Source organism: Pedobacter frigiditerrae (genome assembly GCF_004331645.1).
GTDB lineage: Bacteria > Bacteroidota > Bacteroidia > Sphingobacteriales > Sphingobacteriaceae > Pedobacter > Pedobacter frigiditerrae.
The window spans coordinates 214,284-230,950 of record NZ_SJSK01000002.1 but is presented as its reverse complement, the minus strand read 5'-3'; the positions used below and the strand labels follow the sequence as shown (position 1 = coordinate 230,950).

Genomic DNA, 16,667 nt, shown 5'->3' with positions numbered 1-16,667 from the left:
CTAGCTTTATCATTGAGCTTAATCTGTATGCTTTCTTGTACAGTGAGAAAAGCTAACGTGGAGCCAAAAATTGCAGATTATAGCAATGAAGGATATCAATTGGTATGGGCGGATGAATTTGAACAAGATGGTATGCCAAATTCTAAAAACTGGACTTACGAGAAAGGTTTTGTACGCAATGAAGAACTGCAGTGGTATCAGCCTGAAAATGCGTTTTGCAAAAATGGGCTACTTGTGATTGAAGCAAAAAAAGAACAAAAACCAAATCCGCTTTATACGCAAGGAAGCAAGGATTGGCGAAGAAACCGGAAAAATATTGAATATACCAGTGCTTGTGTAATTACTAAAGGATTGCAAAGTTGGCAATATGGACGTTTTGAAATGCGTGGTAAAATAGATGTTAACAATGGTTTATGGCCAGCCTTTTGGACTTTAGGCGTAGCTGGTAGGTGGCCTGCAAATGGTGAAATTGATATCATGGAATATTACAAGGGTAAAATTTTATCGAACATTGCAAGTTTGGGTAAGGATGGAAAACCGAAATGGTTTAGTGAAACTAAGGCTGTTAAAGAGTTAGGTGGGAATGCTTGGGCAGAAAAATTTCACGTATGGAGAATGGATTGGGATAGTGAAAATATTAGCTTATTTGTTGATGATGTATTATATGTTAAGGTGACCTTAACTCAATTGCAAAATGACAATAAAGAAGGATTAAACCCATTTAAACAAAAGCATTATATTTTATTAGATCTTGCCCTGGGCGGATTAAATGGAGGAGATTTAAATGGGACAAAGTTTCCAAATAGGATGGAAGTTGATTATGTAAGGGTTTACCAAAAGGAAAACTAAAATTAATGATCAAAGAATTAAAAGAAAACTGAGATGATTATCGAATCTATAAAATCAGCTTTTAAAAAGCATTTCAACCGTGTTCCTATCATTGTCCGCTCTCCTGGAAAGATTAATTTAATAGGAGAATATACTGATGGTTATGTGTTACCTGCGGCCATTGATATAGTGACTTATGTAGCTGTTTCGAGAAGGAGTGATGATGACATTCACCTATACTCAGAAAGTTATAGTGAAGCTTTTCAAGGTAAGCTTTCTGATTTAAATAAGACAGAAAAAGATTGGATAAATTACATCTTAGGCATAGCGGACCAATTACAGAAATGGGGTTATCACATTGGTGGATTTAACCTTTATATTGATGGTGATGTACCATTTGATGACGAACTTTCTTCATCTGCGGCAGTAGAATGCGCAACTGCCTATGCCTTGATTGAGCTCTTTTCTTTATCTGTCCCAAAACTAGATGTAGCAAAAATTGCCCAGATGGCAGAAAAGGGTTTTAAAGGCGGTAACGGGAGTATTATTGATCAATTTACATCTGTTTTTGGGAAAAAGGGAAATGCCATCCTCTTGGATTGTAAAAATTTGTGCCATGAACATATCCCATTAAAGTTAGACGGCTATCAGCTTGTTTTATTAAATGCAAATTTGGAGGACTCAACGTCAACTATTAGGCTTGATAGAGCTAAGGAACAATGTGAGCAAGGATTATTATGGATTAAGAGTAATGTTACCCAGGTAGTAAGTTTACAAGATACTAGTTTAAAGATGTTAGATAAATATGTTAAAGGTAAAGACGTTGAAATCTACAAAAAATGCAAGTTCATTGTCGAAGAAAATCAAAGGGTATTATTGGCTGCTGAACATTTAAAAAATGCTAATTTAAAAGGGTTTGGTCAGGTAATGTTCCAAACACACGATGGACTAAGTGAGCTTTATCAGGTAAGCTGCAATGAGTTGGATTTTTTGGTTAATACGGTAAAAAAAATACCCTATGTCTTGGGAGCTAGAATGATGGGAGAAGGGTTTGATGGTTGCATACTGAATATAGTAAAAGAAGAGCGCATAGATGATTTTATTGAGGAATTAACACAAGTTTTTGAAGACGAATTCTCTAAAAAGCTAGATGCTTATGTTGTTGAGATAGAGAATGGTACAGCATTGATTTTATGATTGAAAACTTAAGAATCTACAAAAGTCCTTATCGTTGATTAAGGATTTTTGTATTGGGTATTTATTTCTACAATAAAAAAAATCGGATTAAACAATTGATAACTGTAGGGGTTTGATATTTTGTTAGTATGTATTTACGGGTAATTATTTCCCCATATTGGGTAATTACTTATCTCAAATTGGGGAAAATAATCAACTAAAAATAAGTGGTGTTTGAAGGTTAAATTATCGTGTAAATTTTTTCACATTTTAACACGCTATTAAAATTAGGTGTTTTTAGTTGTTTAAACATTAATTACTAGCGAATATGCTAATTGGTCCTATAAAAATTAAAAGAAAATAATTCCATGGCTTTGATTTTGTGATACGTGTGCGGGTAGTAATACTTTCGTTAACACTCTATGGATAATTTTTTACTAAAAGCTGCACTTCTTCAAACAAAAAAAATAACTGCAAAATCCATTGCGTTGATTTGTTTATTTGTATTTTTTTCAAATTTAGTAAGTGCACAATCCTACAAAAATCATTACATAGCTCCAGCGCCGTGGGTATACTTTACAGAAGGTAATGAACTAATTATTGCAACAAATAGTGTTACACCTGTTAACGTAACCATTAAAAACAGCGATGGAACAACGCCGGCAATAACACCATTAAATTCAGATCCATTAACAATTGGTCATCCAAAGGTTTATAGATTTGTAGGGTTAATTAATGCCAACGGAAATCAAAGACATACATTAAATACTATAATAAACGATGCTGGTTTAATTGTTATTGGAGATCAACCAATTACTGTAAATCTAAGAAACATTGTTTCAGATCAAGATCTTGGTCAAGGTTTAGATGACTATATCAAAGGTAATTCATCGCTATTTAGTTTTGGCGATGCGGCTGTTGGTACTTCATTTAGGGTGGGTTATTATAGGGATGGAGACATTTATACCTCAGGAGGAAACCGTCCAGCAAGACCTATCTATAGTGTAATGGCTATAAATAATGGAACGATCTTAAAAATCAATGGGGTTCCAATAACAACCTTAAATGCTGGTCAATCTTATTTGTTTCAAAATCATATTGGTTCGCTGGTAGAAACATCTGGTCCGGCTGTAATGAATGCCAGTGCTGCGTATGATTCTCCAACTGGAGGTAATTGTTTTGACGGCACAAGTAATCCTGTAGCTCCAGTTTCGTCTTTAGGAACACAATATATAGTTGTTAGGGGAAATGGAAATGATGTTTCTGAGCAAACAACAATAGTTGCTTCAGAAGATAACACTGTAGTTACTGTAGTTAATTACACATCAGCAGGTGCTATACACAATACAGTTATTTATACTTTAGCTGCCGCTGGAGATTTTATCACTTTTAATAACGGTATTCCAGGTGGTACAAATGCGGCAAATACATCAGAGGGTCAGATTTATTCTGCTACAAGAATTCTTTCTACTAAAAAGGTTGCTGCTTATTCGGGTACAGCAGATAATTGCGAGGTTGATCTTGCAACCTTAGTGCCAATTTCTGACTGTACTGGTTCTACTAAAGTTCAGGCTTATAAATTCAGGAAATATTCCCCTGCCAACGATTTGCCTTATTTTGCCTATATTATTTTAAATGATGCAGTGGCAAAAGTTTTCATTACTACTGATAACGGGTTAACAAATAAAGATATTGAAACTTTACCAGGTGTAGGTGTTAGAAGGCAATTGGGCTCGTCTGGCTTGTTTATAATAGATTTTACAAATAGTAATGTTGCAAACCCAAATTCAATTACTTTAGAAAGTACATCAAGGCTTACTGTCTCTATGGTTCAACAGGGAGGGGGATTTTCAATGTCGAATTTCTTAACACCTTTACCAGAAAAGGCATTGGTGCCAACTTTTGCCCAAGGAGATTGCGCATCTGCTGTACTCTCGGCCGATCCAAATAGTAGAGCTCCATATCAATGGTATTTGGATGGGGTTATGATCCCGGGTGCAACCTCAATAAATTATATTGCAGCAGTTTCTGGAGTTTATACGGTAACTACAGCATTAGATTGTGGTAATAGTGCGCAATCATTACCTATTATAATCAATCTTTGTAATATTGACAGGGCAGTTACTAAAACTGTTGATAATGCAACTCCTGTAATAGGATCGACAGTAAATTTTACATTAGCGGCAAAAAATCTAGGTCCTGGAAATGCAGTTAATGTAGTAGTTACAGATTTGCTACCTACAGGTTATACTTATGTATCTCATACAGCAAGTGCTGGAACATCTTATGATTATTTAACAGGAAAATGGATAATAGGCTCACTTGCCGCAAATAGTTCAAGTACAGCAACATTGGTGGTAAGCGCAATTACAAAATCTGCTGGATCTTATCAAAATATTGCAAGTATTTCAGGGCCACAAAATGATGTAACTACTAATAACGACGTTGCTTCAGTTACTCCTTCTGTAGTGCCAGCAATAACATTAACTTCTGCATCAGGTACAGATGCTCAAACAATTTGTTATAGCCCCTCGACAGCTATAACTCCAATAGTTTATACTTTTTGGGGAACCACAACTGGTGCTATTGCTAACCTCCCTGCCGGATTAACAGGGGTATATACAGCGGCTACAAATTCACCTGTAGCTCCTGCAAAATATACCATTACTGGTATTCCGTCTATTACAGTGGGTGCACAAGCCTATAAGGTTACTACTCAAGGAGGACCAACAGATGTGGAAATTACTGGTTCACTAACCGTTAATGGAGCTGTTACAAGTCCGGTTTTTAATCCATATGTTGCAACCCGTTGTCAAGGTCCTGGTATTGTTTCTTACAGTGCTACTGCTAATTATACTACTGGTATTACTTATAGTGTAAGCCCAACAACTGCGGGAACTATGAATTTGGTAACAGGTCAGATGACTTGGTCGGCAGCATTTACCGGAAACGCTACTATTACCGCTTCGGCGGCTGGCTGTTCAGGACCAGCTAGCAGTTCAATCGTTATTAGTGTGTCTTCTGGAGGAATTGTGACTCCTGATTATATTACTGTATGTGCTGTTAATAATATTGGTACTTTAACTGCCAATGGAGTTGCAGGGACTACTATCCGTTGGGAATACTCAACTGATGCGGGTGCTAATTGGACATCTATTGCCAATACTGGTGCTACCCAAAGTTATGTTGGTTTAACCCAGACTAGGGCTTATCGTGTAGTGTCTCAAACGGCTGCTTGTGCAGAGGTTTTCTCGGCAATAGCCACTATATCTGTAAGTCAAATTGCAGCAGTTTCTGGTCAAACTGTTTCAGTATGCTCTGCAAATTCATTTTTAGTTGAGCCTTCTGGAGTTCCTGGAGGGACTGTTTATTCTTGGTCTGCACCAACTGTATTATCAGGCACCGTTACTGGCGGAGCTTCTGGGAGTAATGAACCCAATATTACAGGAACATTAACTGGAAATGGAACTGTTCGATATACGGTTACACCAAGGTCAGGGTCTTGTGAAGGGGCCTCGTTTACACTAACGGCTACTGTTTTTCCTCCAACTTTACGTACCATTAATTATGGTGGTCCTTATTGCTACTCAGCTGGTGGTACTGCAAGTCCAACCTTTGGTGGGACTACAACAGGTATTACAAGTAGTACATTTGCTTCTACTATTGGATTAAGTATCGATGTTAATACAGGGGTAGTAAACATTGCTGCAAGTCAAGCAGGAAACTATATCGTTACAAATACATATTCTAACGGGAGTTGTACTTCAACAGCAAATTATGTATTGGTTCTTTCTACAACATCTACAACGGGAATGCTTGTTGCTCCAGCTGATATTTGTGCAAATAGTAGTGCAACAATCACTTTGTCTAATATTCCTTATGGTAATGGGTCATCTTACTCTGTATGGACTGCCCCTTCTGGTGGTACGAACTTAGGAATGATCCCTTTTACCACACCTAATTTACTGGTTAATACAACCTATTATATTCAGCCAACTAACTCTTGTGGTGATGGACCTAGAACGCCAATAGATATTAATATCAAATCGTCAACTTTATCTACTCCTATAACCCCTGGCACCTCTTCTATTTGTGAAGGTTCTACTTTGCAATTGGCAAACGCGACTGGTGGTGGAACTTGGGGAAGCTCAAATACTGCTATTGCTACTGTTAATTCATCGGGATTGGTTACTGCTATTGCTCCAGGTTCAGTATTAATTAGTTATATAGCACCTGCTGGATGCACAAGTAAATCATTAACTATTGATGCTAGACCAACTGTAACTCCAATAATTGGAGGAGGTGATTTATGTATTGGTTTGAGTAGAATTTTGGCAAACGCAACAGCAGGTGGCGTATGGAGTAGTGCAACACCAAGTGTAGCTACGGTGAATGTTTCAACTGGTGAAGTTACAGGTCTTGCTGTAGGAACATCTGTTATTACTTATAAAACGGCTGCTAATGCCAATGGTTGTACAAATTCTTCGACTTATACTATTACAGTTAACAGGCCATCTACACTAATTCGTAGTGGGGGTTCGCAAAACCAAACAATTTGTACTGGTAGTGCTATTACTGATATTGTTTATACCTATGGCGGAAGTGCAACAAGTGCTTTTGTTACAGGGACTATATCTCCTGCAAATTATGTAGTAAATACAATTAACAAGACCGTAACTATTACTGGTAGATTTAATTCAAGTGTAACTTATAATGTAACAACTATTGGACATACTTCACCTTGTGATCCAATAGTTGTAAGTGGTACAATTACAACTGATCCATTACTATGTCCATCTAATTTACTTGCAGTTAGTGATAATGGCGTTGCAAACTCAGTTACTGGTGGCGAAGCTATTGCAAATAGCTTGGCAAATGACAATTACAATACTACTTTAACAGCAACAACTGCTAATGTAACCATTACCGAGAACTCGAATAACAGTCTAGGAAAAGTTACATTAAATTCCACAACTGGCAAAGTAAATGTGGCACCAGGTACACCAGCTGGAACATACACGATAAACTACACCATAACAGATAAACAAGATCCTACTAAAACAGCAAGTGCAAATATTGTTGTAATCGTTTCTTCTGGAATAATTGAAGCAGTAGGCGATAGTGGAACAGTAAATTCTACTATTGGTAATCCTAATTTGTTAAACGTATTAGATAACGATAAATTTAATGGTGGTACTCAGGCAACGATTGCAGGTGTAACCATTACAGAAAACTCAAATAACAGTGCGGGTAAGGTAACATTGGCAGCTGGAACAGGTGTTGTTAGTGTGGTACCAAGTACGCCTCCAGGAACTTACACTATAAACTACACTATAAAAGATAAACTTGATGCTTCTAAAACATCAAGTGCAAATATTGTAGTTGTAGTTACATCAGGTGCAATTCAGGCAAATGATGATAGTGGCACTGCAAATACAGTAAATGGTGGTGTTGCCATTTCAAATATTCTGGCAAATGATAAATATAACGGAACAAACCAAACACCAACAACAACTAATGTTACCATTGCAGAAGTACCGGGTAGTAACACAGGTGCGGGAAAAGTGATATTAAATACGACTACAGGACAAGTAACGGTTGCACCAAATACACCAGCAGGAGTTTATACAATAGATTATTCAATAACTGATAAGCTTGATCCAAGTAAGGTAGCTACTGCAATCATTACAGTAACAGTTTCATCAGGAACTATTCAAGCAAGTAACGATGCGGGCTCTGTAAATGGCATTGTTGGTGGTACTGCAGTTACTAATGTATTGATTAATGATACCTTTAACGGAGGAAGTCCAGCTACACTAACTAATGTAAATCTAATTCAAGTTTCTACAACAAATCCAAAGGTAACGCTTGATGTATTGAGTGGTAAAGTAAATATTGCTCCAGGAACTCCTGGAGGTGTTTATACCTTAGTTTATGCAATTGTTGATAAATTAGATCCAACTAAAATTACACAAGCTTCTGTTACTGTTACTGTTATTGCGCCTGTTATTATTGCAACCAATGACAGTGGAATTATTAATGGATTGATAGGTGGTACTGCTGTTGCCAATGTATTGGTTAATGATACTTATAATGGAAATCCAGCAATGCTAAATGATGTAACTATTACTCAAATTTCATCAACTAGTCCAAATGTAACGATAGACCCAGCTACAGGTAAAGTAAACGTTGCAGCTGGAACTCAGGCAGCTACTTATAACTTGGTTTACCAAATTGAGGATAAATTAAACCCAGGCTTGAAAAAAACTGCGACTGTAACCGTTACAGTTACATCGCCTGCAGTATTTGCTACTAATGATAATGGTTCTATAAATGGCGTAACGGGCGGAACCGCTATTACAAATATTTTAACTAACGATACTTATAATGGTAACCCAGCTACATTAAATGATGTAACTATTACTCAAATTTCATCGACTAGTCCAAATGTAACGATAGACCCAGCTACAGGTAAAGTAAATGTTGCACCGAACACACCAGCAGGAGCTTATACATTGGTTTATGAAATTGAAGATAAACTAAATCCAGGGCAGAAGAAGACAGCTACAATTACAGTTGCCGTAACTAGCGGAGCTTTGGTTGCAACACCAGATATAGGTACAATTTTAGGTTTCTTTGGAGGAACAATTCAAATGGACATTTTATCTAATGATACTTACAATGGAGGCGCTCAAGCTAATGTAGGCAATGTTGTTATCGCTCAATTGTTTACTGATAATCCAAAAATAAATATAGACTCAACTAATGGAAAAGTAATTGTTCAGCCACGTACCTTACCAGGCGTTTACGTATTAAAGTATAAAATTACTGATAAATTAGATCCATCAAATATAGCCACTACAACAGTTACTGTTACCATTCCTAATTGGATTACCGATTTAACAGTTACTAAAATTGCTGATAAAACAGGGGTAGAGGTAAATGAAAATATTACTTATGCTATTATCGTAAGAAATATTGGTACTGCAACTGTTTTAGCTGGGAGAGCAATTGTGTTAACAGAATCTCTGCCTTCAGGTTTAAGCAATGTAACTTACCAAGCAACTGGTGGTACTTATAACCAAACTGCAAACACCTTTACCACAGCCTCAGATGTAGATGCCGGACAATCAGTTACCTTACTTGTAACAGGAACGGTTAATGCAAATTATGCTCAAAATGACATAACCAATAGTGTAACTGTTGATGCTGCCCAATTGGCAATGGATCCAAATCCAGCTAATAATTCAGCCTCGGTTACCATACCAATTTTAAAAGGTAAAATAGCTTTAGTAAAATCTGGCTTAGTAAATTCAGGAAATAATACAATTACTTATACCTTTACGATAAAGAATACTGGTAATGTTATATTGAATAACATTACATTAACAGATGCTAAAATTGGCATTAATGTAGTCTTACCAGGTTCATTAGCCATAGGAGCTAGTACAACTTATACTCGGGTTTATACCTTATCACAAAGTGATAAAGATTTAGGATCAGTAACCAACACTGCAACCGTTAGTTCAAAATCGCCAGCGGGCAATATTATTGCCGACATATCTGGAACTGCTGAAAATAACGACAATCCAACGATTACTGTAATTCCTGCCTCACCAGCTCTTGCATTAACCAAAGTTGCAAACAATAGTGGTACAAAAGTAGGTGATGTTATTACATACTTCATCGTTCTTAAAAACACTGGAAACGTAACGTTAAATAATATTGAAGTTAAAGATGCTAATGCAACATTGGCAAATTCTCCAACCCCAAGTCCAAATCCTAATAGCTCTGGATATTTTATCCCAACTTTGGCTCCGGGAGTGTTGGTAAATATTACTGCAGCCCACATTCTTACACAAACAGATATTAACGCAGGTACAGTGGTAAATCAGGCAAATGTTAGCGCAAAAGATCCAAAAGGAAATAATTTCACCAAGGTTTCTGATGATCCTTCAACCTCTGCCTCAGATGATCCTACTATTATTTCGATTGCACAGGTTTCTTCTATCACATTAACTAAAAGTGCTAACAACATAGGCAGCAAGGCCGGTGATGTAATCAATTACACGCTAATTGTTAAAAATACTGGTAATACTACATTAACAAATGTAGTGGTTGCAGATACTGGTGCAGATGCTGGTAGTATTTTACCTGCCAATGTTGCAACAATACAACCTGGTGCAATAGCGGTAGTGGTAGCAAAACATACATTAACACAAGCAGATGTTAATTTAGGTAGGTTCAGTAACCAAGCAAGTGTAATTGCAAAAGACGCCAATAATAATTCGATTGTAGATCCATTATCTGATGATCCAAATACAACACTTGCAGATGACCCAACTGTGGTTTTATTAAACCCGAATGCAGATTTGGTTACAGTTAAAAGATTAAAAAACGCTGCACAGATTTCTTATGTTCCAGGTGAAGATGTTATTTACTTGATTAGCATTAAAAATATTGGGCCAAGTGCTGCGGTAAATGTTAAGGTAACTGATATCGCCCCGTTGGGCACAACAATAACTAAATGGACTGCCAATGCAACAGGTTTAACCTTGCCAAATAATTATGGTACTGGAAATCTGGATCAAACTATCTCATTGTTTCCAAGTAATGCGGAAGTTAGTTATGAAATAACTGTTGCAACTCCTAATAGTGCTGCCAAATCAATCTATGCAGGTAAACCACTTTCAAATAGTGTAACAGTAGCCAGTAATACCCCTGATTTATCAACCATAGGTGATATAACGACTACGGCAGAAATACCAGCACTCATCCAGAATGATTTAAGTATTGCAAAAATGTCAAATCACTTAACGCCAGTAGGAATAGACACCCCTTATGATTATACCATTCTAGTTAAAAACAACGGTTTCTTTACTTCAAATAATGTGGTTGTTACCGATGTTTTACCAGTTGGATTGAGTTATGTGTCTCACTCAGCGGGAAAAGGTACTGCGAACTATAGTGCAAGTTCAAATACATTATTATGGACAGTTCCAACAATAGAATCTGGCGGAGTTGTAATGTTAACTATACAGGTAAAATCAAGCAAATCTGGTGTTATCAGTAATACTGCATCTGTAACAGCTGCTGAGCTTGATCCAAATTCAGCTAATAATTCAGCCACTGACTTAAAAGAGATCTTTACTTTAAATACTAAGCCAAATGTAATTACACCAAACGGCGACGGTAAGAATGACAACTTTGTGATTGATGGACTAGAACTTTATCCAGATAATTTCTTGACCATATTTAACCGTTGGGGCAATGAGGTTTACCATAGCAATGGTGGCTATAAAAATGATTGGAGTGGAAATGGCTTAAAAGAAGGTACATATTATTACTTACTAAAGGTTAAGGATACAAAAGGTAACTGGACGGTATCAAAAGGTTATATTACTCTATTAAGAAATAATTAATTGGTCAATAGAAATGCTTATAAACAGATTTTTAATAGATGCAAATTAGATTAGCGACGTATTTAATGAAGAATCCTGAGTTAAAAAAAATCAAAATATTGTTTTTGTTTTTACTCTTTATGGCAACTAGTGTAAAAGTAAATGCACAGTATGTTCTGCTAAAAGCAGATGAAGAATATAAACTTTTTAATTATAGCACAGCTATTAAGCTGTATACAGAGGCTTACCAAAGGAAAGCAAGTTTACACACAATAGAGCGCTTGGCAGATTGCTATAGATTAACGAAAGATTACCCACAAGCAGAGAGTTGGTATGCCATATTAACCAAAACTAAGGGGGCAAAACCTGATGCATTTTTTTATTATGGTGAAGCTCTGCGTAATAACTCTAAATACAGTGAAGCTAAAATTCAATACGAAAAATATGCAGAGCTGAAAAAATCAGTAGGAGTTAATCAAAAGAATTTGTTGTTGCTTTCATGTGATTCAGCATTAATCTGGATGAAAAAGCCGAAACCAATAGTTTTAAATAATGAAAAAGGAGTTAATAGTATCGCTGAAGATTGGGGAAGTGTAATTTATCAAAATTCGATAGTTTTTACATCTGATAGAATAAATATAAAAGTAGAGGATGAGGTAAAAAAGGGGAAGCCATTTTTAAAATTTGATGATTCTAACAAAGCCCCAAGTAAAAAAACATATGCTTGGACTGGAAATAATTACCTAAGGTTATATCTTAAAAAGGATGCCGATACTGCTACTCTTTTTCCTTTTAATGCAGGTTCAGAATATCATATTGGCGCTGCAAGTTTTGCCAAAGATGGAAAAGAGATGTATTTTACCTTAACACGTATCCCAAATTTGATAGAACGTGAAAAGGGAATTCCAAAAACAGTAAAGGTAGAAATCTATTCAAGCAGGAAGAAAGATGATGGAAGTTGGGGGCCAGTGTCACCTTTTAAATATAATAATTTAAATCTTTATTCTGTAGGTGATCCTTATATTAGTAGGGATGGCAATTCTTTATATTTTGTTTCTGATATGCCCGGTGGTAGAGGCAAAACAGACATTTACGTTTGTCATAAAAATCAGGTTGGAGAATGGGGACAGGCAATGTCAATGGAAGACATAAATACAGAAGGTGCAGAAAGAAATCCATTTTTTGATGAAGATAATAACTTTTATTTCTCTACAGATGGAAGAGTTGGTATGGGAGGTTTAGATGTATTTAAGGCTCCAAAAAATGGCAACAACTTTGATCCTCCAAAAAATATGGGATATCCATTAAATTCTCCACAAGACGATTTTGCCTTTATGCTAAGAAACAAAAAAGAAGGCTTTATTTCATCAGATAGGCTAGGGGGAAGGGGGAGTGATGATATTTACAATTTTGTACTTAATCCAAACCTAAACTTTAAACTAGAAGGCATTGCTCTTAATATAAAAACTGGATTGCCTTTGTCTGAAGTAATCGTGAGCCTAAGTAAGGAGGATGGTACTGCCTTAAGTGTTCAAACAGATAAAAATGGTAATTATAAGTTTGATTTAGAAGAGAATACAGTTTACAACTTAAATGGTGTTAAAACAGGATTCCACAATGCAGAAACAAGTCAGGTAACTAGCGTTGGTCTTAAAGAATCTACAGTTCTTAAAAAGAATGTTTATTTAGATATAATTAACTTATTTAAAGAAGTGAGGCTAGAAAATATTTACTATGATTTAGATAAAAGTAATATTAGGGCAGATGCTGCAATTGAGTTAGATAAGGTAGCAAGGATATTAAAAGAAAATCCAACAATTTGGATAGAACTCGGATCACATACAGATAGTAGGGCAAGTGATAGTTATAACCTGAAATTATCTCAGGCTAGGGCAGATGCTGCTGTAAATTACATCATTAATAAAGGTATCGATAAGTATAGAATAAAGGCTAAAGGCTATGGGGAAACCAGGTTGCTTAATGATTGTAGTAATGGTAAGGATTGTACAGAAGACCAGCATCAATTAAATAGAAGAACTGAGATAACAGTTATAAAACAATAACCGAGAGTTAAAAGGCTTTAATATAAAATAGTGAGATGATGAAGCAAAGGCAAACGGTAATGATAATTGATGATAATCTTATCGATCAAATGATTACTGCACATGTGTTAAAAAAAACGTATGCAAAAGGAGATATTCTTGTGATGGAAAGTGCAACGGAAGCGCTTGATTTTTTAGATTCAAATAAAGATAATCTATCAGCAATTCCATCACTTATTTTATTAGATATAGATATGCCTCAAATGAATGGATTTGAGTTTTTGGATAGATTTAAAATGTTTGCACAGACGTTAAAAGACTCCTGTAGGATTGTAGTAATTACTGGGTCTGATATTCCTGAAGATATCGAACTGATGAAAACATATCCTCACGTTACAAAGCTAATTTTAAAACCTTTAAACCATAATGAATTGGTTCCAGTAATTTAATGCTCTTTGATAAATACTCTACTAAAGGCTATTGGTTTATTACTGATAGCCTTATTTTTTTAGTTAGTATTTGTTTAAAGTTTGTACCAATGTCTCATCAAATAAATGAGGATTTATTTCTTTAGCCTCTAATAAACACAGGATTGAATATTTACATTCATTTATTTTATCTTGATCACCAATAATTGAGTAGGCTTTTATCAATATATAGTTTATAAAAACTTTAGCAATTAAGAAGTCATCATTTACTTGTGTTAAGCTGTTTTTTGCATAATTTATCGCAGTATCATATTCATTCCTTCTTAAGCTTTGCATTGCTAAAACAGTATTGAATAAAATTTTAACATTAAAACTGTTAATTTGATTTCTTTGGTGATAATAAATTAGGATTTTTTCTAGTTGATCTGGTTTTTTATTAGAAATTGAACTCCTTGAGGTTTCTAGTGCTAAGATATGTAAAAGATAAGCATTGTAGATTTTTGATTTCTGAAATAACTCCTTTGTCCCCTTAATCATATTGTTTATGATTTCGATTGCTGTTTGGGAATCACCTTTAAACCAGTATACCATTATCAATAATAGACCAGACATTAAATTGTTCGGATTTTCATTAAATTTAAGGTCAAGCACAATATCGTTAACTCTAGCAAATAATGGATATTGTATTTCTTCTCTTCCGTTAAATTTATCGATCATTATTTCAACAATTTCACTTGGATCAACAAGTATTTTACTGGTAATTGATTTATGTTTTGATAATTGGGTTTTTCTTTCCCGTAGTTTCTCCAGATTTAAATTAAGACAGTCTGAAAATATCAATGCAGATTGATAAAAAACAAATGTCTTTTCAGTATCGGCAATTTCGCTAAAAGTGTTAAGTATCTTTTGGTAAGATTGGTCTGCAAAATCAAGATAAGGCAATGCATTTGCCATCTCATTATGTAATTCTGGACATCTTAATTTATCTTTTACGCTTGGATCAATACTAATTTGATGTTTAATGTTTTCAGCTAAAAAAGTTATTAACTGATTGTGCTGATTACTATCTAGTTTTAACCAGAAAATAGTTTTTATAATTTCAAATTTATTGTTTTTAATTCCTTCAAAAACATACCATTGTAGTAGGATGTTTTGCTTGTCTTGATCTTTGTACTCGTTTAGAATGAAATTAAAATAAGCTTCATTCATTTCATGTTTATGGAGCTCCAATATTTCTTTGAATAAAAAATACTCAAAAACATCATTATGAATAAAATGTATATACTCAGTTGGTATTTCGTCAGTATCATTTACTTGTTCTATTAGAATTCCATCATGCAATAATTCCATATAAGCATCTCTAAAAACAATTAGCTCTTCTAGCAAAAGTTTTTTAGAGATTTTATTTCCTTTTCTGCCATAATCAGTTAGGTGAATTATCTTTTTACAGATCGTTGTTTTTTCTATAGAATGATTAGATTGATATATTCTCAACAACAGATACCTCAGCGTAACCTCATGGAATATCAAGCTACTGCTATATTCATTTTCTGGATACTCAAGTTTTAATTGATGATAGAAATAGAATTGAAATGGATGTCTTAATTTTTGAGTATATTCCGTATTGAAAGAAGCCGAGTTAGCATCCATTTTATCTAAAATTTGTTCAATTTCTCCTATGGTAAAAGGAGGGATGTTTGAATGATCTTTTCTTTTGAAATAACTGCCAGTAAACCACTTGCTAATAATAAAACTAGAATGGCGAATGCTTTCAAAAAAACGCCTCCAAGTATATGATCTGACACTGATTACCAATTTTATAGCAGGACTATCTTCAACATCACATATTAATTGAACAAGAGTATCAAATAGTTTTGGTTTTAAACCATGCTTGTTTAATATATCAGTTACACCATCAAATATCAATACTAGTTTACGTCCCGTTTGGCTATGTTGTTCGGTGAAATATTTTATAAGGTTTGTTCTAGGAGGCAAACCTAATAAAACAGCAATGTCTTTTGTTAGATCTTGTTTTTCTTGTTCTAGATCAAATATTTTATCTGCATGTAAAAATAAGATAACATCCTTGTTGAACTTGGCTTCAGGCTTTAAAAATAAGTTTTCTACCAAGTGAGACAACAGGATACTTTTACCATAACCACCTTGAGAGATGAAAGGAGTGAAACTAAAATTAGAATGGTAAAAGTAATCAAAGTCATGAGTCGCAAATTTTCTATTTATAGTAAATTGATAAGGGATAGAACAATTGTCGACAATCCTTTTTTTCGTAGCTTCTGAATACGATTTTGATTTAATAACAAGGTAATCCCATTCTTCAACTTTAGTTAAGGTTGTAGTTTTGAGCGCTGTTTTAGAAATAGGATTATCTTGTTCACTTTCCACAAATGCTAAAAGTGTATTTATTGTATAGGTAGAAAATTGGTGTTGGGTAACCGCAAATCCAAATAATCTTTTTACGGTGGTTACACTAATGTTTTTGTGTAAAGATTTGTTAATCTCCAATGCAATATAACTACAGTCAGATGGACTGATAATTTGAATTTTGAGTTTTTGTAAAATTAAATGCCGGAGTTCATTTAATATTAAGTGCGTCATTTTTCTGTAAGTAGTTACCTAATCTTACGAAGATAAGGTTTAACTCAAAAGAAAATAGGGCGTATAGCCCTTAATGGCATAATGAACGAAATGAACAAAATAACCAAGTATTGCTCTTTAATGAACAAGTCGAATAATACTATATGGCCTATTTGCTACTTAAAATTGTAGTACAA

Annotated in this window: 6 protein-coding genes; 5 read left to right on the top strand and 1 reads right to left on the bottom strand. The window is 34.8% G+C overall.

Translation table 11 applies throughout. The annotated features are described in order from the left end of the window. The first annotated feature begins 27 nt into the window (after positions 1 to 27). The 5 genes from EZ428_RS08075 (at position 28) to EZ428_RS08055 (ending at position 13,896) form a co-directional block, all read left to right on the top strand. Positions 28 to 849, top strand: coding sequence for a glycoside hydrolase family 16 protein (locus EZ428_RS08075; RefSeq protein ID WP_205945645.1), 822 nt, complete (start codon positions 28 to 30; stop codon positions 847 to 849). Positions 850 to 882: 33 nt separating this feature from the next. Beyond that, positions 883 to 2,025 carry a galactokinase gene (gene galK, locus EZ428_RS08070; RefSeq protein WP_131552646.1) on the top strand — a complete coding sequence of 381 codons (1,143 nt, stop codon included), beginning with the start codon at positions 883 to 885 and terminating at the stop codon, positions 2,023 to 2,025. A 401-nt stretch (positions 2,026 to 2,426) separates the two neighbouring features. Next, a complete protein-coding gene (locus EZ428_RS08065; RefSeq protein WP_131552645.1) occupies positions 2,427 to 11,426 on the top strand; it encodes a DUF7507 domain-containing protein in 9,000 nt (2,999 codons plus the stop codon). A 119-nt stretch (positions 11,427 to 11,545) separates the two neighbouring features. Continuing rightward, a complete protein-coding gene (locus EZ428_RS08060; protein WP_225871022.1) occupies positions 11,546 to 13,468 on the top strand; it encodes an OmpA family protein in 1,923 nt (640 codons plus the stop codon). 35 nt (positions 13,469 to 13,503) lie between these two features. Further along, entirely contained in the window at positions 13,504 to 13,896 is a 393-nt protein-coding gene (locus EZ428_RS08055) for a response regulator (protein ID WP_131552644.1), read from the top strand. Positions 13,897 to 13,959: 63 nt separating this feature from the next. On the opposite strand, the gene EZ428_RS08050 is transcribed toward EZ428_RS08055, so the two are convergent. Next, a complete protein-coding gene (locus tag EZ428_RS08050; RefSeq protein ID WP_131552643.1) occupies positions 13,960 to 16,491 on the bottom strand; it encodes a hypothetical protein in 2,532 nt (843 codons plus the stop codon). Positions 16,492 to 16,667: the final 176 nt, after the last annotated feature.